This is a genomic window from Paenibacillus aestuarii, from assembly GCF_027789125.1.
GTDB lineage: Bacteria > Bacillota > Bacilli > Paenibacillales > NBRC-103111 > Paenibacillus_E > Paenibacillus_E aestuarii.
The window spans coordinates 61350-81379 of the sequence record NZ_JAQFVF010000002.1 but is presented as its reverse complement, the minus strand read 5'-3'; the positions used below and the strand labels follow the sequence as shown (position 1 = coordinate 81379).

General features: G+C 51.4%; 20 protein-coding genes, 1 pseudogene and 1 riboswitch. Of the genes and pseudogenes, 8 read left to right on the top strand and 13 right to left on the bottom strand.

Annotated features, from left to right (window positions below; all coding sequences use genetic code 11):
• Positions 1-115 precede the first annotated feature (115 nt).
• A complete protein-coding gene (locus tag O9139_RS00765) occupies positions 116-1174 on the top strand; it encodes an LLM class flavin-dependent oxidoreductase (RefSeq protein ID WP_270877532.1) in 1059 nt (352 codons plus the stop codon).
• A gap of 45 nt (positions 1175-1219) precedes the next feature.
• Here the strand turns inward: O9139_RS00765 and O9139_RS33515 are convergent.
• The 6 genes and pseudogenes from O9139_RS33515 to gcvH all read right to left on the bottom strand — a co-directional run bounded on the left by O9139_RS33515 (position 1220) and on the right by gcvH (position 5302).
• Positions 1220-2154 (bottom strand): annotated as a pseudogene (locus O9139_RS33515) (cation diffusion facilitator family transporter).
• Positions 2155-2319: 165 nt separating this feature from the next.
• Positions 2320-2841, bottom strand: coding sequence for a CBO0543 family protein (locus tag O9139_RS00750; RefSeq protein WP_270877531.1), 522 nt, complete (start codon positions 2839-2841; stop codon positions 2320-2322).
• A 326-nt stretch (positions 2842-3167) separates the two neighbouring features.
• Positions 3168-3572, bottom strand: coding sequence for a hypothetical protein (locus O9139_RS00745; protein ID WP_270877530.1), 405 nt, complete (start codon positions 3570-3572; stop codon positions 3168-3170).
• A gap of 40 nt (positions 3573-3612) precedes the next feature.
• A complete protein-coding gene (locus O9139_RS00740) occupies positions 3613-4005 on the bottom strand; it encodes a ribosomal maturation YjgA family protein (protein WP_270877529.1) in 393 nt (130 codons plus the stop codon).
• A gap of 282 nt (positions 4006-4287) precedes the next feature.
• A complete protein-coding gene (locus O9139_RS00735; protein WP_270877528.1) occupies positions 4288-4881 on the bottom strand; it encodes a sulfite oxidase-like oxidoreductase in 594 nt (197 codons plus the stop codon).
• A gap of 28 nt (positions 4882-4909) precedes the next feature.
• Complete coding sequence (gcvH, locus tag O9139_RS00730; protein WP_270877527.1) at positions 4910-5302, bottom strand: glycine cleavage system protein GcvH; 393 nt, start codon at positions 5300-5302, stop codon at positions 4910-4912.
• Between the two features lie 175 nt (positions 5303-5477).
• Positions 5478-5596: riboswitch (glycine riboswitch) on the top strand.
• Between the two features lie 223 nt (positions 5597-5819).
• On the opposite strand from gcvH, the gene gcvT reads away from it, so the two are divergent.
• The 3 genes from gcvT to gcvPB are packed head-to-tail and all read left to right on the top strand — an operon-like array spanning position 5820 to position 9815.
• Positions 5820-6911, top strand: coding sequence for a glycine cleavage system aminomethyltransferase GcvT (gcvT, locus tag O9139_RS00725; protein ID WP_270877526.1), 1092 nt, complete (start codon positions 5820-5822; stop codon positions 6909-6911).
• A gap of 31 nt (positions 6912-6942) precedes the next feature.
• Complete coding sequence (gene gcvPA, locus O9139_RS00720) at positions 6943-8301, top strand: aminomethyl-transferring glycine dehydrogenase subunit GcvPA (protein ID WP_270877525.1); 1359 nt, start codon at positions 6943-6945, stop codon at positions 8299-8301.
• 56 nt (positions 8302-8357) lie between these two features.
• The gene (gene gcvPB / locus O9139_RS00715; RefSeq protein WP_270877627.1) at positions 8358-9815 is read left to right on the top strand and encodes an aminomethyl-transferring glycine dehydrogenase subunit GcvPB; all 1458 of its coding nucleotides are present in this window, start codon (positions 8358-8360) and stop codon (positions 9813-9815) included.
• 62 nt (positions 9816-9877) lie between these two features.
• On the opposite strand, the gene O9139_RS00710 is transcribed toward gcvPB, so the two are convergent.
• On the bottom strand, positions 9878-10801 hold the full coding sequence (locus O9139_RS00710; protein WP_270877524.1) for a Gfo/Idh/MocA family protein: 924 nt from the start codon (positions 10799-10801) through the stop codon (positions 9878-9880).
• 124 nt (positions 10802-10925) lie between these two features.
• On the opposite strand from O9139_RS00710, the gene O9139_RS00705 reads away from it, so the two are divergent.
• Positions 10926-11483 (top strand): hypothetical protein, encoded by a 558-nt coding sequence (locus O9139_RS00705; protein WP_270877523.1) that lies wholly within the window; start codon positions 10926-10928, stop codon positions 11481-11483.
• 73 nt (positions 11484-11556) lie between these two features.
• Here O9139_RS00705 and O9139_RS00700 read toward each other — a convergent pair whose 3' ends face one another.
• The 4 genes from O9139_RS00700 to sigI all read right to left on the bottom strand — a co-directional run bounded on the left by O9139_RS00700 (position 11557) and on the right by sigI (position 16477).
• Complete coding sequence (locus O9139_RS00700; protein WP_270877522.1) at positions 11557-13065, bottom strand: leucyl aminopeptidase; 1509 nt, start codon at positions 13063-13065, stop codon at positions 11557-11559.
• A 44-nt stretch (positions 13066-13109) separates the two neighbouring features.
• Positions 13110-14129, bottom strand: coding sequence for an aldo/keto reductase (locus tag O9139_RS00695; protein WP_270877521.1), 1020 nt, complete (start codon positions 14127-14129; stop codon positions 13110-13112).
• 158 nt (positions 14130-14287) lie between these two features.
• On the bottom strand, positions 14288-15667 hold the full coding sequence (locus tag O9139_RS00690) for an anti-sigma factor domain-containing protein (RefSeq protein ID WP_270877520.1): 1380 nt from the start codon (positions 15665-15667) through the stop codon (positions 14288-14290).
• A 24-nt stretch (positions 15668-15691) separates the two neighbouring features.
• Positions 15692-16477 carry an RNA polymerase sigma factor SigI gene (sigI, locus tag O9139_RS00685; protein ID WP_270877519.1) on the bottom strand — a complete coding sequence of 262 codons (786 nt, stop codon included), beginning with the start codon at positions 16475-16477 and terminating at the stop codon, positions 15692-15694.
• Between the two features lie 210 nt (positions 16478-16687).
• Here sigI and O9139_RS00680 point away from each other — a divergent pair, with 210 nt between their 5' ends.
• Positions 16688-17329 (top strand): helix-turn-helix domain-containing protein, encoded by a 642-nt coding sequence (locus tag O9139_RS00680; RefSeq protein ID WP_270877518.1) that lies wholly within the window; start codon positions 16688-16690, stop codon positions 17327-17329.
• Here the strand turns inward: O9139_RS00680 and O9139_RS00675 are convergent.
• Complete coding sequence (locus O9139_RS00675; protein ID WP_270877517.1) at positions 17306-17935, bottom strand: hypothetical protein; 630 nt, start codon at positions 17933-17935, stop codon at positions 17306-17308. The genes O9139_RS00680 and O9139_RS00675 overlap by 24 nt on opposite strands.
• Before the next feature lie 160 nt (positions 17936-18095).
• Between O9139_RS00675 and O9139_RS00670 the strand changes: the two genes are divergently transcribed.
• Positions 18096-18866: a LytR/AlgR family response regulator transcription factor gene (locus O9139_RS00670; RefSeq protein WP_270877516.1), complete on the top strand. Its 771-nt coding sequence runs from the start codon at positions 18096-18098 to the stop codon at positions 18864-18866.
• 105 nt (positions 18867-18971) lie between these two features.
• Here the strand turns inward: O9139_RS00670 and O9139_RS00665 are convergent, their stop codons facing one another.
• On the bottom strand, positions 18972-19394 hold the full coding sequence (locus tag O9139_RS00665; protein ID WP_270877515.1) for a hypothetical protein: 423 nt from the start codon (positions 19392-19394) through the stop codon (positions 18972-18974).
• 208 nt (positions 19395-19602) lie between these two features.
• On the opposite strand from O9139_RS00665, the gene O9139_RS00660 reads away from it, so the two are divergent.
• A complete protein-coding gene (locus O9139_RS00660) occupies positions 19603-20028 on the top strand; it encodes a DUF4912 domain-containing protein (RefSeq protein WP_270877514.1) in 426 nt (141 codons plus the stop codon).
• The last annotated feature ends 2 nt before the right edge of the window (positions 20029-20030 follow it).

Genomic DNA, 20030 nt, shown 5'->3' with positions numbered 1-20030 from the left:
GCGTAGGTCAATTCCCTTCTGGGCTTGATCTGCTATGGCATCGTGACTTACTATATTTGAGAAACCATAAAAAAATGAGTAGACTATGGATAGAGCGTAAGGAGGCGAACAGCCAATGGCCGAACCGGCAAACATTGAAATTGGTATCAGCACTTTTTTGGAAACAACCCCTGACCCTGCGACCGGGAAAATGATGAGTCATGCCGAGCGTCTGCGCAATGCCGTGGAGGAGATCGTGCTCGCCGACCAGGTTGGGCTCGATGTCTATGGCATCGGGGAGCATCACCGCCCCGATTATGCAGGCACCGCGCCTGTTGTCGTACTGGCGGCGGCCGCCGCGATGACCAAGCACATCAGGCTCACAAGCGCCGTTACCGTGCTGTCCTCGGACGATCCGGTCCGCGTGTATCAATCGTTCTCGACGCTTGATGGCATCTCAAGCGGACGGGCCGAAATTATGGCCGGCCGGGGGTCATTCATCGAGTCCTTCCCGCTATTCGGATACGATCTGCAAGATTATGATGAATTGTTCGAAGAAAAACTGGAGCTGCTGCTGAATATTCGCGCTTCAGAGAAAGTGAACTGGCGCGGCGGCCATCGCCCAGCTATTCACAATCGCGGCGTGTACCCGCGCTCCGTCCAGGATCCGCTGCCGGTATGGATTGCCAGCGGCGGCAATCCGGAGTCGGCGATCCGCGCCGGATTACTAGGACTGCCGATTGCCTTCGCCATCATCGGCGGCATGCCGGAAAGCTTCGCGCCGCTTGTCAACCTCTACAAAGAGGCGGCGGCGAAAGCCGGCCACGATCCGTCGAAGCTGCAAATTGCCACGCATTCGCACGGGTTTGTCGGCGATACGACGGAGCAAGCGGCGGACGCCTTCTTCCTGCCGACGCAGGCGCAGATGAACGTCATCGGCCGCGAGCGGGGCTGGGGACAGCCCTATACACGCGCAACGTATGACGCTGCCCGCAGTCTGCGCGGCGCTTTATATGTCGGTGATCCGGAGTATGTGGCCGAGAAGATTTTGCTGCTCCGCAAAAACCTCGGGATCACCCGCTTCTTCCTGCATGTGAACGTCGGCACCATGCCGCATCAAGAGGTCCTGCACGCCATCGAGCTGCTCGGCACCAAGGTCGCACCGATTGTGCGCCGTGAGCTTGCCCGCTCTTAAGCGCGGCAGCAAAAAAAGCCACTCTAGCGAGTGGCTTTTTCACATCTATTTCAAGGCAACCTTAGCCGTAAGCTCTGGCGCCCAGTTCTTCACGCCGTTATCTTCAATGATACCAAGGGTAACGTCCGAGATGTCGGAATCCTCAAGCAGCTTATCCCGCACGCGGAATTTAATATCGTCGGCAGCCGCCAAAGTTAACCCTTTGCGCAGCTCGATCAGCCCTTCCACGTGGTAATATTTTCCCTCTTGGATGATACGCATCTGATAGATATCCGTTACGTCCACATCGGCCAAAATGATAGCAGCAATCCGCTCTTCGACATCTTGAGGCGCCGCAACACCGATAAGGCCGACCATATTGTCATAACCGACGCGGAAGGCTACGCCCACCATTAACAAGCCAATAAGCAACGTCGAAATCCCATCGATCAGCTCAAAGCTGGTAAATGAAGTGACCACAACCGCGACCAACGCAAGTGCTCCGCCCAACGTAGCAACCAGATCCTCATAAAATACGAGACGCGTAGGTGGCGCCGCCTTGCTTACATGTTTGAATGCTGTAGGAACGATCGTCCATCCTTTGGCGTAGGAGCGCGTTTCTTTGCCAATGCTTTTCATTACTTTCCACAGAACAAGTCCATCAATCACAATCGAAATAATGAGTACAATCGCATTCAGCCAAAATCCATGCGCAGCAGCGGGATGCTGCAAGAGATGAATCCCTTCACGAATGGTTTCATAAGCCATGATCGTGACAACAATAACGGCAACCATACAAAAAAGATTAATAACCCGGCCAGGCCAAATCCGGTAGGGAATCGGCGCGTCGGCTTCTTTTCGGCCAAAATACTGCCCGCAAATACAAATCCTTGATTCACAGAGTCGGCAATCGAATGCATCGTCGAGGCGAACATGGCCCCGCTTCCGCTTAACACGGCGGCAACACCTTTGATAATAGCGATCACCACATTTCCCAGCATGGCAAGCAGTGAAGAGGTATTTCCTTTCTTTAATAAATCAATCAACGTTTCTTTACTCGGCTCAGGGTCCACATTTTCCTCCATTAGGATCGAATCAAATTTAACTGCAGCCTGCTCGCTGCGAGTCTATACATTTTTTACGCAGCAGTTTTCATTTCGTTTCACTTAACCGCCTCTATTTTCGATCGGCACGTTGACAGGCACATGAAACATCCAAATCCAAAAGATGCATAGAAATACGGAAATCGTGTACGCCATCAGCGGACGTTTAAAGTGCAGACGCAAAATAGGAAACATCGTGATGTCAAAAATAATAGACCACCACAAATTCCATCCATGTTGATAAACCATCCTGCCGCAGACGAAAAACAACAACTCAAATCCGGCGTAGATCGCAATCCATATCAGGTTATGCAGCACAATCTTTTTGGGAGTTACAGGGTACTTCGCTAAAAAAAGCAGGGCCGTCGCCGGAAAAATCACAAACGTATATACGAGCTCCGTGATGCTGTGATTCGGGAAAATGTCAGGTTTCATTTTCCACAAAAAGTAATTGGCAGTAATAAAATTGTAAGTCACATTGCCGAGTGCAAAAAACATCATCGTGTGATGAAAGGTGCTCCATTCCCGCCAAACCCCTCTAGCCCATACAACAATCACAATAAACACGGCAAGCGCAAAATGCATACTCGACCCCACCCCAGCTAGATTAAATCTATCATCTCCAACTGCCGAGCCGCTTATTACGCGCAAATAAAAAGGACTCCTCTCGGAGTCCTTCTTGACGGTGAACCAGATTTGTTGGCCACTTTGCCTTGAACCTTACTTGGCTAGATCTCTACCTCATCACATTTATTGCAGTTGAAAACCACATAAATATAACGTGCGGCACATCTCCTCGCTTCCATACAGATTCAATTCAAATCCATGGTTAATGGAATGCGACACGACACCTCTCTATATCACCGTCGAAGCTTATTGTGTACCAACTTCGGTCTGGATATACATATGCACTATCCAATTCCTGTGAAAATCGCCACCGTTAAACTTAACAAACAGGCAAGCCCTGACAGCGGCGTCATCACGAGCCGTTCCTTTTTACTTTTTGATGCCAAGTTCCCTAACGTGTTCACGGCAAGAAAGATCGTAATGATCCATACAAGAATTTGCGTTGGCATGACAAGCAGGTCACTCGACACCACATGCGTATGAATAAGAAAAATCAAGCTCATGAACACTAGCAGCACGGCAGAGGGCAAACTCATCATGCGCAGCCTTGGCGGCAGCACGCCTGCATGTTTACCGCCCCAGCCATATTCCCCTAGTGGAAAGCCCAGGAACAGCAAAAGTTGAAAAATAGCAATTGCACCTAATATGATCGAAATTAGGATAGCTGGAACCTGCATCCAATCTGCCATTACGTCACCACCGCTTTCTGTTATCGTTTCAGCGTTTCGGTCAGGCAGGCCTGGAAATCTTCTTTAGCCCAACCAAATCTATTATTAAAGCCAAACCGATCCCGCACACATACCGCACCAAATCTACATACAAAAATCCTTTGCCCAAAATAAGAGCGCCCAGCACTGTATTTCTAATACGGATGATCCAGTCCGCAGTTATTAACTGGCTGAACTCGATGGCGAAGCTGAACACAATACTTAGCCATGCTGACCACGCCAATCCGCGGTGGATGCCTACAAATCGGAATCCAAAATAGACCATACTCGCCCACAGCATATCGCCGGCATGTTCAGCGACAAGCGGCGGCAAGATATCCGCGAACTGTCTGGAGCCCAGGCCTAATCCTATACAAACTATAACCGCTGCAGCGTATTTAAAGCGAGCTGGCATCTATTCCATCCTTCTTTCAACTTACGGCTATGAATGAGACGGAAAAGTGTCAGGGGTTGGTTCAAATTTGTTCGGATAAAAAAGCGCCGACCTTTCGTCAGCGCTTTTGATTATTTAAAATAATTCATCTACGTAATCATGCCAATCTGTTCTAATTTCATATCCGTCCCTTACACGACGCTCTTTGCCCCTTGCTACGATATCAAAAAGTGATTACAAAGTTCTATCACGCAAAACAAAAAAATCCGGGAAGCCCCCGGATTTAATACCGAATGAACCTATTCAATCAAAATCGTATCTCTCTTCTTGCCAAGGATCTCCATACATATGGTACCCGTTCCGCTCCCAGAAACCCGGCTTATCCTTGGGCATCAGCTCAATGCCACGCAGCCACTTGGCGCTCTTCCAGAAATACAGATGCGGCACAACCATCCGAACCGGATAACCGTGATCGGGAGTCAATAACTGTCCATTATGCTTGACGGCAAAAAATGAAGTTTCACGCAGGAAGTCCTCCAGCGGCAAATTCGTCGTCCAGCCATGCTCCGCATGAAGCATGACATGGGTAGCCTCCGGCTTCACCTTCACCTTGTTCATGATATCCGCCACTGCGACGCCTTCCCATACGTTATCCAACTTGGACCATGTGGTAACGCAGTGAATGTCGTTCGTGAACGTTCTGCGGGGGATAGCCATAAAATCTTTGTACGAAATCGTAAACTCCTCTTCAACGAGCCCGAACACCTTCAGGTTCCACTTGCTCATATCGTTATAATAGGGCACGGACCCATAGTGAAGGACAGGAAACCCTTGCGTCAACGTTTGCCCTGGTGGAACACGGTCGTTCCGGTCCTGAGGCTTATCTCCAAATAACATGGACACTGCTCCTCCAGTTCCTGATAACCTAGCTATCGCTGCCGATATATGCTTCGTACTCAGCTGCAGTAAGCAGACCCTCTAGCGCATCGCTGCCGGAAATCTCAACTTCCACCATCCAGCCTTCGCCGTATGGGCTGCTGTTCACTAGCTCCGGCGAGCCTTCAAGCGCGCCGTTGATAGCCGCCACTTTACCGGATACCGGAGAGAAAATGTCCGAAACTGTTTTGACAGACTCTACGCTGCCAATGCTGTCATTGGCGGTAATCGCCGTCCCCGTTTTAGGAAGCTCAACAAACACGATATCGCCCAGCTGATCCTGTGCAAAGTCCGTAATGCCTACGCGAACAACGGTATCCGAAAGCTTTTCCACCCACTCATGCTCTTTGGTGTATAACAAATTGGCTTGTACTTGACTCATCGCTTCACGCCTCGCTTACCAGCAAATTTTGCTTTTAGCTTAATCTAACAGAAAGCTGAAAGTCAAGTTGTGATCCTGCACAAGAGAGATAACCTTTTTCGGAAAAGTTCCAGTTGACATTTTGCACCAATCTGGGCACATAATAATACAGTGAATATAACTGAATATTTCGCGAATGAGGGTACAGGGAGAGACCGCAAGGGAGCATGCAGCAAGGCAGTAATAGCAGCGCGGCGCCGAAGGAGTAAGCCACATGGTGGTGAATCTCTCAGGCAAAAGGACCTGTATCGGACGCAACTCTGGAGAGCTTCGGCAAGCAGCGGCCTAATCAGCGGCGGCAGACCGGACACCCAAGGGGAAACTTGGCTGGCACTCAAGGTGTAGACAAGGTAACTCTCAGGTACAAAGGACAGGGCAAAAAGTATGTATTTGTGATGCGTACTTTTTGCTCTTTTTTGCTTTTTGGGCAAAATAATTCGGGACGACTACACACGAGGATGGAAGGCGAGGAACGAGCATGCTGAAACGAACACCGCTCTATCCGGTTTATGCCGAGCATGGAGCGCGAGTCATTGATTTCGGAGGCTGGGAGCTTCCCGTGCAGTTTACGGGAATTCAAAAAGAACATGATGCCGTGAGACAGCTAGCCGGGCTGTTTGACGTATCGCATATGGGAGAAGTCCGGGTAACGGGAAGCGATGCCCTGTCATTTTTGCAGAACCTGACAACCAACGATGTCGCCAAGCTGGAAACCGGCCAGTGCCAGTACAGCTTAATGTGCTACCCAAACGGCGGCGTTGTGGATGATCTGCTCGTCTACAAGCTGGGGGAAGACCATTACATGCTGGTCATTAACGCCTCGAACATTGACAAAGATTTGGACTGGATGCGAAATAACCTGAACGGTGACGTAGCGCTGACCAACATCTCCGACGAAACCGCCATGCTGGCCCTTCAAGGCCCGCATGCCGAGCACATTTTAAACAAATTGACCGATGCCCCCCTCCACTCCTTAAAAGCGTTTCGCTTTTTTCAGGACGTGAATGTATCTGGCATTCAAGCGCTCGTATCGCGCACCGGGTATACCGGCGAGGACGGGTTTGAACTGTACGTGAGCGAGCACGACGCCGTCAAACTGTGGAAGCTTCTGCTCGATGCCGGGCAAGCGGACGGACTCGTGCCGGCAGGGCTCGGTGCTAGAGATACGCTGCGGTTTGAAGCTCGCCTCCCGCTATACGGCCAAGAGCTAAGCGCGAATATCACACCGCTTGAAGCCGGACTCGCCTTTTTCGTGAAGCTGGATAAAGGGGATTTTATCGGCCGTGACGTCATCGCCGGGCAAAAAGCGAACGGTACGCCGCGCAAGCTTGTCGGCATCGAAATGATTGACCGCGGTATCCCGCGCTCGCACTATCCGGTCTATGCGGAGGGCAAACAAATCGGCGAAGTGACAACAGGCACACAGTCTCCAACGTTCAAAACGAATGTGGGCTTAGCCCTGATCGACGCCGCTTACAGCGCGCCCGGCACCGAGTTGTTTGTGGAAATTCGCGGCAACCAGGTTAAAGCCAAGGTCGTTGCCACGCCGTTTTATAAAAGAAAATCATAACCGCCCGCCACGAGAGGAGCTTACTGCCATCATGAAGCATCGCTATTTACCGATTACCGAGCAGGACCAGAAAGAAATGATGAAGACAATCGGCATTTCTTCCTTGGACGACATGTTTCAAGATATTCCTGACAAAGTGCGCTTCAAAGGTGAACTGAATATATCGAAAGCACTCGATGAGCAAAGCCTCCTGCGCTACATGCGGGGACTCGCCGGTCGCAACGCCGACTTCGACCGATATGCCTGCTTCCTCGGCGCCGGCATTTACGACCACCACCTGCCAGTGGTGATCAACCACGTCATCTCGCGCTCGGAGTTCTACACGGCATATACGCCGTACCAGCCGGAGATAAGCCAGGGGGAGCTGCAGGCGATTTTTGAATTCCAGTCGTACATCTGCGAGCTCACCGGCATGGCGGTGGCGAACGCCTCGATGTACGACGGCGCGACGGCGCTGGCCGAAGCTGGCGCGCTCGCCCACGGCGCAACGAAGCGCAGCCGTCTGCTCGTCTCGCGCGCGGTGCATCCCGAAGCGCGCGCGATCTTGCGCACGACCGCCCGCGGGCTGAACTTGGAAGTGGTCGAGATCGGCCTCACGCCGGAAGGCGTGACCGACCTCACAGACCTCACTTCCAAGCTCAGCGGCGACACAGCCGCCGTCATCGTCCAATCGCCGAACTTCTTCGGCTGCTTGGAGGATATCGGCGCTGTGGAGTCGCTCGCGCACGGCGCGGGCGCCCTGCTCGTCGTGAGCGCGAATCCGCTCACGCTCGGGCTCTTGGAGGCGCCGGGCAAGCTCGGCGCCGACATCGTCGTCGGCGACTGCCAGCCGCTCGGCATCCCGGCCGCGCTCGGCGGTCCGACATGCGGCTACTTCGCCGTCGCCGAAAGCTGGATGCGCCGCATGCCGGGACGCATCGTCGGGCAAACCGTGGACCGTGCCGGCAAGCGCGGCTTCGTACTCACGCTCCAAGCGCGGGAACAGCATATTCGCCGGGAGAAAGCCACGTCGAATATTTGTTCCAACCAAGCGCTGCTCGCGCTGTGCGCATCCGTGTATTTGTCCACGATGGGCAAACAAGGCATCAGGGACGTCGGCAAGCTCAACGTCCAAAAAGCGCACTATGCAGCCACCCGCCTGGCCGCGAGCAGCAAGCTGACGCTGCCGCTCACAGGCAGCTTCTTCAATGAATTCGCCGTCAAGCTGCCGGACGGCGCCGCGAGCGTGCAGGAGCTGAACAGCAAGCTCCTGCAGCAGGGAATCATCGGCGGCTACGACCTCGGCCGCGATTACCCGGAATTAGCCGGACACATGCTGATCGCCGTCACTGAACAACGAACACGCGAAGACATCGACGCCTTCGCCGCTGCATTGGAGGAGCTAATATGAGCGAGAACAACAACATCCCTGCAAACGCGACTGGGACTGCGACTGCGAACGCGCCGATTGCACACGATAAAGCGCTTATCTTTGAAATGAGCCATCCAGGCCGTGTCGCCTATGCCTTGCCGGAGTCTGACGTCCCGGAAATCGACCTGAACGAAGCGCTGCCTGTAAAGTTCCAACGCCAAGCCGCGGCTGAGCTGCCTGAAGTTTACGAAGTTGATGTCATTCGCCACTACACAGCCCTTTCCCGCCGCAACTTCGGCATTGATAACGGTTTTTATCCGCTTGGTTCGTGCACGATGAAGTACAATCCCAAAATCAACGAAGATGTCGCCCGCTTCCCGGGCTTCGCCAAAATACATCCATACCAGCCGGAGGAATCACTGCAAGGCGCTTTGGAGCTGCTCTACAACCTGCAGAACGATCTCCAGGCGCTGACAGGCATGGATCGCGTAACTTTGCAGCCTGCAGCCGGCGCGCACGGCGAATGGACCGGTCTGATGATGATTCGCGCCTACCATGAAAGCCGCGGTGAGAAACGGACCAAAGTCATCTGCCCGGACTCGGCGCATGGAACAAACCCGGCCAGCGCAACGGTAGCCGGCTTCGAAACGATCACGATCAAGTCCAACGAACGGGGCCTTGTCAATCTGGATGAGCTGCGCAAAGCCGTCGGCCCTGACACAGCGGCGCTCATGCTAACCAACCCGAATACGCTCGGCTTGTTCGAAGAGCAAATCGTCGAAATCGCCGAGATCGTGCATGAAGCCGGCGGCCTCTTGTACTATGACGGCGCAAACGCCAACGCCATCATGGGCATTACCCGCCCTGGCGACATGGGCTTCGACGTCGTGCACCTCAACCTGCACAAGACGATGAGCACCCCGCATGGCGGCGGAGGTCCCGGCGCGGGTCCGGTCGGCGTCAAGATGAAGCTGATTCCGTTTCTCCCGACTCCGCTGGTCGCTAAGCACGAGGACGGCAGCTTCTATTTTGACCATAACCATCCGCAATCGATTGGCCGCGTCAAAGGCTTTTACGGCAACTTCGGCATTCTCGTGCGCGCCTATACGTACATCCGGACTTATGGACCGGAGGGCTTGCGCAAAGTATCCGAGTATGCCGTCCTGAACGCCAACTATATGCTGGCGAAGCTGACGCCGTACTTCGACGTGCCGCATCCGCGCTTCTGTAAGCACGAGTTCGTGCTCTCCGGCAACCGCCAGAAGAAGCTCGGCGTGCGAACGCTCGACATCGCCAAGCGGCTGCTCGACTTCGGTTATCACCCGCCGACCATCTACTTCCCGCTCAACGTCGAGGAGTGCATCATGATTGAGCCGACCGAGACCGAGAGCAAGCAAACGCTGGACGCTTTCATCGACACGATGATCGCCATCGCCAAAGAGGCCGAGGACAATCCGGAGCTCGTTAAAAACGCGCCTTATACAACCGTAGTCAGCCGCCTGGACGAAGCGCTCGCCGCGCGTAAGCCGGTTCTGAACTGCTCCTGCGGTTAAGCCAATAAATAAACAAACCACCGTCAACCTGCTGACTTTCGCCAGCGGTGACGGTGGTTTTGTTATACGGACAACCGCTCGACAAGCCGGTGCGAGTCCAACACAAGGTCAGCGCGAATCGAACATTGTTCCGGGTGATCCATCGTCTGCAGAAAGTGATCCACCACTTGGGCGAAGCCTCTTCGCGCAAGCACCGAATCCCAACTGCCAAAGTTGCGCAGCCGCGGCATCGCGCCTTTTTCATAAAAAATCCCCGACTCCAAATTGGTGATCTCCACAGACCTGCCGCTGCCATGCAGCTCGACTCGCTCCAGATCCGTGCCTGCAAGCCGAACCATGCTGTACGTGCCTACCGCGTTGCCGAAGCTTAACGAGCCTGAGGCATGCAGCAGCCGCCCATCCTCGTCCACTTGCTGCTGAGAGGCATTCACTTCGTACGGCTCCTCGCCCAGCCAAAGGAGCAAATCGAGCATATGAATCAGGTCGTCGTACATCGTTTCCTTGGCGCCAAAACCTTGCTGCTTCAGGCGATGCTTGACCGCTGCGCAATAATCGAAGCCGCCTGTTTCTTTCAGCCACGCCTTCGCTTCTATATAAAGCGGAGCAAACCTGCGGTTAAAGCCCGCAGCCAGCAGCACGCCTCTCTTCTCGGCGAAAGCCGCCATCTCCACCGACTGCTCCCACTCATAAGACAAGGGCTTGTCCACATAGACGGCAACGCCCCGCTCCAGACACCTCATCGCCAGATTAAAATGCGTCGGCGTCGGGCTATGGATGAACACGGCGTCCACGCCTTGATCCAGCAGTTCATACAGATCCGTCGTTCCAAAGCGGACCCGGTATTGAGCTTTCATCCGCTCCACCGTCGTCTCCGCCCGGCTCATCAGCCCCACGATTTCAACCTGCTCGTTTGCCGATAACAAGGGAAGGTATACCTTTTGCGCAATGTCGCCTAATCCGATGATTCCGATTCTTTTTCTCGTCATTTGATGCACTCCTCTGTTCATTTCGTGGAATGGCTGATGTTACAACTTACAATTTACAGGCTGCATATGTTAAAATAATGCTGACTACCCAATCTATCATGTCAGGCGGGATTATTGAATTGTTATGAAACCGAAGAAATTTGGACTTCTCATCAGCTTACTACTCTTTTTGACTTTTATTGTACTATCCCTAGTATTCCAGTCAATAATCTATTTGTATGTCGCTAGCGTTTGTCCGTTATTGATTGTTCCGTTTCTCCCGGATATTCGCTCCTCTCAGTTTATCAAGCCGCACGCGGCCAAAGGCGCTGTTCGTTTGATTAAACTCGAAAGCATGGAAACGTCGGAATCTGACTTTCTCGTTATTTTGTTTGAACCCGGGTATGTCAATTGGAAGAGCAGCAAGCTGTTTTTTAACTTGCAGGATATTATGAAAGATGTCTATGTCAAGCCAGATCCTTATGCCGCTTCAATGACCGTTTTGAAATATGACCTTAGTGTGCATAAGCGCAAAAAAGAATGGGTCGGTATCTCCTTAGCCCAACTCGCCGAGAGAACGCCGCAATTGTCTTACACGACGAACGAAATTAACCGTCTCGTCATCCGGATGTCCGATTTGAAAGAACTGCTGAAAGTGCCGCAAGCGGTAACTGCAAAGGCCGGACGCAGCCTTGGCGCCTAAGCAAACAAAGTCACCTGGCTCGAGTGAACCTCGATGCCGGGTGACTTTTTAATATCTGTCCATCAGCCGAGAACTAGGCGTAAAGCGCTTCCCCGCATATATAAGAAGCTAACGTCCGCACCATAACTCCAGTGCCGCCCTTCGGCTCTGTTCCTTTCGTTGACCACAACCAAGCTGTGCCGCCGGTATCCAAGTGAATCCATGGCGTTTCCTCGGCAAAAAAGCCAATGAATAAGCCTGCTGTAATCGCCCCGGCCCAACGGTCCGAGGTCGCGTTTTTGATATCCGCCACATCGCTTTTCAGCATTGCCCGATATTCCGGATAGTTCGGCAGCTGCCACACCTTTTCGCCCGCTCCCGCAGCAGCATCCATAAATGGTTTGAGGAAGTTGTCATCATTCGTCACTGCGCCCGTTGCCACATCCGCCAGCGAAACCAGGACCGCCCCCGTCAATGTAGCCACATCGATCAAGCGGGTCGCACCCAGCTGCTTCGCATAGGTCACACCTTCAGCCAAAATAATCCGGCCCTCCGCATCGGTATTGAGCACCTCTACCGAATGTCCGCTCATCAGCTTCACGATGTCCCCTGGACGGTAGGCCGCTCCTGATGTCATATTTTCCGCGGATGGGATTACCACGACCAGATTCACCTTGGGCTTCAGTTGACCTACAACGTGCAAAGCGCCCAACAGCGTCGCTGCGCCCCCCATGTCGCTGATCATCTCTTCCATGCCTTCCGGCTTCTTCATCGAGATCCCGCCGGTATCGAAGGTCACGCCTTTGCCGACGAGGCCCAGCACGTCAGTTGAATCCGGATCCCCCTTATACTGCAGGGTGATCATGCGCGGCGGGTGGACACTGCCGCCACCCACGGCGATAAGTCCGCCCATCCCGCGGGCGGCAATTTCTTGTTCATCCAGCACTTCGCAGGCGAAGCCGTATTGCAGGGCAAGCCTCATGGCTTCCTCCGCCAAGGTAGCCGGTACAAGCTTGTTGCCCGGGAGATTCGTGAGATCCCGGGCATAGTTCGTACCTTCCGCCACCACCCGTGCGGTGGCGATCGCCTGCTCCAGAAGCGCTGCATCCACAGCCGCTTCTGTGAGCAAATCCGCCTGGCGCAGCTCCGCGCGCGCCGGCGCGTCTTTGCGGTACGTCGCGATGCGGTACGTACCGAGCAGCAGACCTTCGGTCAGCGCGGTTACCGCTCCCCGAAGATCCAAGCCACTTGGCAGCCGCAGCGCCAAGTGTTCGAGCCGCAGCGCGAGCGCTTCGCGCGCTGCATAGACCGCGGCTGCTCGCAGCGTATCGCGTGATGGGTCGGGACCGAGTCCCGCCACAAGCACGTACGCGTACGGCAGCAGCCCGTGCGTCGGCAGCGCGCGGACTTCGCCTAGCGCGCCGGTGAATATGCCCTTCTCACGCAGGCGGTGAAGGGCGCTTTCGAGCTGCGGCTGGCCGAACAGGCCGTCCTGCCGCAGCTCGGATTCGCTCAGGCAGACGACGATTGCGTCTGCCCCGCTTTCATTATTTGGATACGACGTAAATACACCAGTTGTGATCTTCGTCATCGATTCAAACATACAGATGCTCCTTGCTGTTATGTATTGATATGGCTCGTCCACAGTTATGCAGAGTAGAACGATGCGGCCTTTTGGACAACTTGTTGCATCGGCAGATGATAAGGGCACTTCTCTTCGCAGAGCGGCTTTTCCTTACACGGCTCATAATCCGCACAACCCATTATTCTCTCCTTTTGCCGTTCAAAAAAACCGCTGCCCTTCGGCAGCAAGCCGAACTTCTCACGGAAGCGGCTCGAGATCATCACATCAGGGATCGCCACTTCCAACGGGCACTTACAATAATTGCAGCGGCGGCAGTCATGCTGCCCGAGCTCGCGCGCCAACATCTCCAGCTCCTGGCGTTCCTCGCTGCCAACAGCTTGTTCCTGTGCAGCCAAATTTTCCTGCACTTCCTTCACGCTGACCATTCCGGAGATCGTCACATGTACATCTTGGCTGTACGGGTAGCGGATCGCTTGCTCCACAGGCTGTATAAACCCGCCGGATAAAGGCTTCATCGCCACCTTCATCATATCCATCTCGGTCATTGTCGGAATCAGTTCATCTAAGGCGAAAGGCTGTGCCAAATTCAAATGAAACAGCACTTGCGAAAACTGCCCTTTCGCAATCCATTTCACCAGCAGGTCAGGGCGATGGCCGCTTATGCCGATGAATCGGACTTTGCCTTCCCGCTGTGCTTCCAGTGCGGCTTCATAGGCGCCGCCTTCGCCCATGATTTTTTTAAACTCATGGACATAGTTTACGTAATGCAGCTGCAGCAAATCCACATGATCCGTCTTCATCCGGACCAGGCTGCGCTCAATTTCACTTTTCGCAGTCTCGTAATCTCGGGCGTTCGTCTTCGTCGCCAAAAAATACTCCTGCCTGCGATGCGAAATGCACTCGCCGATAATCTCCTCGCTGTTGCGATATGCCGCTGCCGTGTCGATATAATTAATGCCGTGATCTAATGCATAGTTGAGCGCTTCTCTCGCTTGGTCAAGTGGTACACTCGGAAGATTCATAGCTCCAAAGCCTAATGATGACACTTTGTAGCCAGATTTACCGAAAGTGGTGTATCTCAAAGCAGACACTTCCTCCCCAAAATGAATGCTGTAATGCACATGATTGTATTGTACCACCTGCAGGTGAAAACTGACAGTTTTCAATATCTGTATTTGGATACGAAACGACAAAAAAAGACTGCTCCTTAGGTCCCATTGAACCTAAGGAAACAGCCTGATTAATTTCGACGGTTATCGTCATCCTTGTTGTTATTTTGATCTTTGTTGCGTCCGTCGCGATTGTCCGACTTGTCGTTCTTGTCCCGGTCGTTGCTTTTGCCTTTGGAATCGGAATCGCTCCCATCACCCTCTTTAGGTGTGGGAGTCGGCTTGACCGATGGCTTCGTTGTAAAAGGCGGCTTCAGAGTCGGCTTGGTGCTGGGCGAAGTTGACGATTTTGAAGATGTATTCTTCTGGGAATCATCGTCGTCGTCATTGTTGCTGCGATCCGGTCGCTTCGTCGGGCTCTGTTTATCGTCATCATCTTTGCCGTTACTTTTACCACTTTTGTCGTTCTTGTCATTCTTATCACTTTTGTCGTTCTTATCGTTCTTATCGTTCTTATCGTTCTTGCTGTTCTTATCGTTGTTAGAGGACTTGTCGTTCTTCGGTGTTGGCTGTGGCGTCCGTCCAGGCTTCGTAGTCGACTTGCTGTTTGGGTTGCTCTTGCCATCTTTGTCGTTGTCTTTGTCCGAGTTGCCCTTGATTAGCTGTTCGTATCTGTCGTTCAGCTTACCCGACTTCTCATCATCAACCAACTGCTTCAGAGACGTTTTATTAATCGGCTTCTCGGGATTAACCAGCTTATCAATACCGCCATTATCTTTGGCCAACTGATGGATGCTCACGGACTTAATATCATCGAGCGATACTCTGGTCCCGTTATCCAGCGCATTCAAGTAAATCGCGTACTTGCCTGCCGAAACGCCGCTCGCTTTGGCTTCCTGGCGTACTTCCTGCGGCGCGGCGAACGCCGTCACTTCGTAGTTTTTCACTTGGTCAGGATGTACTTGCTCGATATGCTTGCTAACTTGGTCCTTGAGCTTGTTAGCTAAGGCTTCATCATTGATAGCGGTGTTGTCTTGAACGAGCGTGCTGCTGATGATAATATCTCCCTCGCCTTTACCGAGGGCCCCCTGTTCAGCTTTATCGAGAATGTCGGAAGTCACAGCCTCCACAGACTTCCCTTTGAACGCAAGTGACTGAATCAAGTTGTCGCCATCTGTATTCAGCCCCTGCAGCTCCTGTACGATTTCCTGATTATCGATACCAATCTCTATGCTCGGATTAATATCGATTGAGACATAAGCCACAACTTGCCCGCTCGGTACGCTGCCTGTCAACGTAGAAACTAATACGAAACAAAAGACAATAGCAGCTGCCAATCCGGAAACAATAGCCATCTGCGGCACTTTAATGCCCCGTTTCACAGGTGCGTACAAGATTTCTTCCCCTACTTCACAGCTCCGCGTTCCTCGTGGAAGCTTCTCGAACCGTCCGTCCGGACACATGACGATAATGGAGCTGTCGCTTAATTCCATTACGATTCCCTTGTTCATGCGCTTTTCTCCCTTTCTGTAACATCACTCATCATCTCGAATATGTAAATAGTCCCGCAAATAAGGGTATGGACCGTTAAAAATAAGTGCAATGGCAATTAAGTATTTGCGGTTGCGCTCCAGTGTTTTCCTGGAGACTTGGACTTGCTCCAGCAATTCCTTGATCGGCAGCTGGCGTTTAGTCAGCAGAGTGCGCATAAGCTCTGCGTCCTGTGAAAGGGTCCGACCGATCCCAAACAGCATTTGACGGGAATCATCGTGCTTGGGCGCAGCATCGGTCAGATCGTTGAACTGAATATCGAAATCCTTCAAGCAACGGTTAAAATCCATGATCTCGCTGCGGCGTTCCTCCAGGCCTCTCTGCTTCTCATAAGCTTCGATCGCCTGATGAACTTCAATCGGATTCATGAAGTTATCTTCATCATCCTCTTGATCAAAGGAGCTGTAGGGGATTTGCCCTTTGAACCGCTGTTCCTTACGCAAAAAGTCAATCAATCTGCGACGTATGACCGTTTCCGCGAAACCCAGAAACGAGCGGCCCATCGCTTTGGAATACTGATTGAGCGCTTCGTTAAAGGCACCAAGCGCAATGCTGAATTCATCATCTCTTGCCGGATCGATATATCGCTTACAGAATCTGCTTGTGACTTTAGCCACATAAGGTTGGTAATCGGCTATAAACTGATTCCTAAGTCTCAGATCTCCGTCTTGTATTTGCTGTACGGTTTCCTCTAGTGGAGAGGGCTGGGTATCACTTTGTCCCCCGCTTTGCTTCCTTCCAAGGAACTTTTTAAATAGTACAAGTAGCACCGTTCCACCTCACAATATAGTAATTTCGTCCCTATCTATAACAATCAGGGGGTATGTATCGCCAGAAAAAATAAATAAAAAATATTTAAAAAACAAATTTATTATAACACACTTATCCAAAGGCGCACCTAATGGCAATATTAACCTTGAATGTAGTTTCAATTTTTCGCTGAATCCATTACAATGTTCACATATTGGAGGTGTTTCCCATTGGAATTTCCTAATAACTTCGGAAAATTCCTCGAAGAACTGCGGGGCAAAATGTCATTGCGCAAAGCCGCAGATAAAAGCGGTTTATCTCACGCCTACATTCGAGATTTGGAGCTTGGGCGTAATCGGGCCACGAATGACGTGATCAGGCCATCGCCAGACACCTTGAGAAAGCTTTCACAAGCCTATTTATATCCCTATAAAGATATGTTGATGAGGGCTGGGTACTTGGAAGAGGAGCACCAGCAACCATTGTCCATGAAGGACCAGCTGGCGAATATTTGGTATGTGGAATTTGGAGTGAAGCATATTCGTTATTATTCACCGGAGCAGATTGCAGAAGAAATCGTTGAATCGTTGGTCGAATTTACCGATCTGCTTGAAATCATGCAGGACAATGATTATCTGAAGCTGGATACGCATCTGTTCGTGAATATGAACAAAATAAAAAAGTATGCCCCCGCTGAGGGCAAACTTTATTTTGATGCCGCTGGAGAGGGGCCTTATGTTACGATTGCCGCCCTCCCGCAGAAAAAATATCATCAATTGATCATATCCTATGTTGCCCGCAATACAGGCCAGCAGCCGGATATCGAACAAGGCACGTCTACACTGCCGTTAAATCCCAAATTCTTCTCGTAACGTTACATAGATGAATAGAGCCGTCGCTATGCTGAGAATTTGAACAGGCATGAGTGCACTCAATGTGTTGTTCTCCAGCGTATTACCAAACCCGATACCTATTAGAACGGTCAAAATAAACAAATAAAAACCGGCATTCTCCTTGCACAGCGTAATTCTGTAGTAATGCGTAAGAAACGTAAAGCCGAGCCGCAAACGGACCATGCCAAGCAGGACGAGGCATTTGACCCCTATGCCGAGCAGCATCAGCATGCTGGATGCCAAGGCCATAGAGTCCTCTTGCAAGCCGGAGTAGCTAACGAGCCCGGTCTTATCGCACACAAAGATTACGGCTGTCGAGACGATGACCGACATCATATAACCAGACAGCGCCAACAGTACGGCGGGTATCAGGTTGAACTTTAGAAATCTCGTAAATAACACGAACAAAATAGCTAGATAGACAAGAGGATACGGGCAGGCGTAAGTGGCTATGAAGGCCGCACCAATAGCCAGCGCAATTCCTCTCCAGTACGGTCGTACCTTTATTCTAAACGTGACAAATGAAAAAAACAGCATGGGAATAAAATCAATAGATGCGACGAAAAATTTGAACCATGTGAGCAATACAATCCCTCATTTCCAAACTTGCTCCGTAGAAGGCATCCTATTATTTAACTATACATCTTTATTTACGTTTTGCCTTCAAACAGGACTCAGTTGGCTGTTTCTGCGACCAAGATGCCATCTCAGATAAGAACTTCATGAATAGGAGGCGTACGAAAATATGAGTTTCCTTGTGACAGCTGCGATTGTCGAGGACAACCAATGGGCAGGCACAATGCTTGAAAGCTATTGTGAGCGCTGCGGCGTTAACGTCGTCTGTGTCGCCTCCGACGGCCAAGCGTTTCTTCAGCAATACGATTCTTGCAAACCGGATATTTTATTTGTCGATATCCGACTCCAAGGGGAGCTGGACGGGATCTCCATGGTTCAGGCGATTCGCGAAGCCGGCGGACGGCCGAAAGTGATCATGGTCAGCGGCACGACGAATATTGACGATGTGCTGACTTCATTTCATGATCTGGGCTCCCTTTATTTTTTATCCAAGCCTGTCCTCTTCCCGAAATTTCAGACTGCGCTCGAGAAAGCGAAAACTGAAATCGAAATGGAGCGCAGCGTACAAGCGTCTCAGGCACCACCGGCTACATGGATTACGGTGAAGCATCAAAAGCTGGAGCTGCCGATTTCGGAAGACTCCATTCTTTATATCGAAAAAGAAGATAAACGCCTGACAGCCATCCATCTCGTCAATGGAGATTGTGTAGAGGCAAGCACGAACTTATCGGACATTCTCCTGCAAGCATCTCCTTTATTATTCAGTCCGTTCAAAGGCTTCCTCGTGAACATGCGCCACGTGGCCTCTTACGTCAAAGAACGCGGGTTCCCGACATCGCGGAGGTTCCTCATCCATTTTAAACATAGCACCGTCAAGGTTCCGTTAAGCCGCAATTTGCAGAAGGAATTTGCCAAGCTTCTTCAAGAGCTGAATATATGAAAAAAGCAAGCAAAAAACCCACAATCAGGATTTCGCCCTAGTGGGTTTTTGTGCGTACACTCTATAAGACGCTATCTGCGTGAGCTAGTTACAGCGTAACTACAATCAGACGCGTTTGGATGGCTTCTTATTCAACAGCTTATCACGGCGGGCACTGAGCATCTTCAGCCGTATCTTCAACTGCTCCTCCCACTCATTATCGCCGATGGATGTGGCTACGCTCAAGAGATCAAGCGCCATGTCAATTTGGCTGCGGACAATGTCTAACGGCTCTTCGCCCTCATGATTCACGCAATTATCATACAATAAGTGATCTTTGCCATCCACATATTCTGCAAAATCCACTTCGAATGCTCCGTCGCCATGCGCATATTCCGCTAGAATTTCATATTCATTTTCCACCAAATAATGAACCTCTATGCGGTGACATACCGGACAAAAGAGGATAGGCACATTATGAATTTGCGTACGGATATGTTTGAGCGTTCCCTTCGTTCCGATCATACTGGCTCCACAACAAAAACTCATGGATTTCCCCTCCTTAGCGTTTTGCGGCGCAAAACAAACTGCATATTCTGATCCTTGTTTACATGGATTACCCCAATATATTCGCGGTATACAGCCGTGATTCCTTTTTTTCTTAACCTGTACATTTTAACAATGAACGCATAATTTTCAAATGAGAAGCGAATCCTGAAACAGTCAAAACGGTTGAAAATGGGGGGATTTCGCCGCAATGGGGTTTGATTTGCCTGATCGGTACCATCAGGATTTAATACATCTAATGACGATTGACGCACACACCCTCTATGTATATTGGGAGATTAGCGACAGGCGAAGATGGCTGGTTGCACAGCATTTTCAGTGCGATTATGGGGACATGCCCAAGGTGCTGCGGGTGTACGACGTGACCTGCACGTTGTTTGACGGCAGCAATGCACACGCCTATTGGGATATCGAGCTCAGCGCCGAAGTAATCGACTGGTATATTCGCGATCTCGGCCCTGGCCGAACGTATATCGCGGATATCGGCACCTATACGTGGGATCGTGAGTTCATTCCTCTACTTCGATCTAACTGCGCGGCAACTCCTAGAAATACCTCAGCCGTGTCTCCCCAACTTTTTGAACAGCTTGAAGCTTATTCTCCTTCTATGAGGTGATA

Coding starts and splice junctions, on each gene's coding strand:
- O9139_RS00765 (WP_270877532.1), top strand. CDS start 116: ATGGCCGAACCGGCAAACATTGAAATTGGTATCAGCACTTTTTTGGAA.
- O9139_RS00750 (WP_270877531.1), bottom strand. CDS start 2,841: ATGCATTTTGCGCTTGCCGTGTTTATTGTGATTGTTGTATGGGCTAGA.
- O9139_RS00745 (WP_270877530.1), bottom strand. CDS start 3,572: ATGGCAGATTGGATGCAGGTTCCAGCTATCCTAATTTCGATCATATTA.
- O9139_RS00740 (WP_270877529.1), bottom strand. CDS start 4,005: ATGCCAGCTCGCTTTAAATACGCTGCAGCGGTTATAGTTTGTATAGGA.
- O9139_RS00735 (WP_270877528.1), bottom strand. CDS start 4,881: ATGTTATTTGGAGATAAGCCTCAGGACCGGAACGACCGTGTTCCACCA.
- gcvH (WP_270877527.1), bottom strand. CDS start 5,302: ATGAGTCAAGTACAAGCCAATTTGTTATACACCAAAGAGCATGAGTGG.
- gcvT (WP_270877526.1), top strand. CDS start 5,820: ATGCTGAAACGAACACCGCTCTATCCGGTTTATGCCGAGCATGGAGCG.
- gcvPA (WP_270877525.1), top strand. CDS start 6,943: ATGAAGCATCGCTATTTACCGATTACCGAGCAGGACCAGAAAGAAATG.
- O9139_RS00710 (WP_270877524.1), bottom strand. CDS start 10,801: ATGACGAGAAAAAGAATCGGAATCATCGGATTAGGCGACATTGCGCAA.
- O9139_RS00705 (WP_270877523.1), top strand. CDS start 10,926: ATGAAACCGAAGAAATTTGGACTTCTCATCAGCTTACTACTCTTTTTG.
- O9139_RS00700 (WP_270877522.1), bottom strand. CDS start 13,065: ATGTTTGAATCGATGACGAAGATCACAACTGGTGTATTTACGTCGTAT.
- O9139_RS00690 (WP_270877520.1), bottom strand. CDS start 15,667: ATGAACAAGGGAATCGTAATGGAATTAAGCGACAGCTCCATTATCGTC.
- O9139_RS00670 (WP_270877516.1), top strand. CDS start 18,096: ATGAGTTTCCTTGTGACAGCTGCGATTGTCGAGGACAACCAATGGGCA.
- O9139_RS00665 (WP_270877515.1), bottom strand. CDS start 19,394: ATGAGTTTTTGTTGTGGAGCCAGTATGATCGGAACGAAGGGAACGCTC.
- O9139_RS00660 (WP_270877514.1), top strand. CDS start 19,603: ATGGGGTTTGATTTGCCTGATCGGTACCATCAGGATTTAATACATCTA.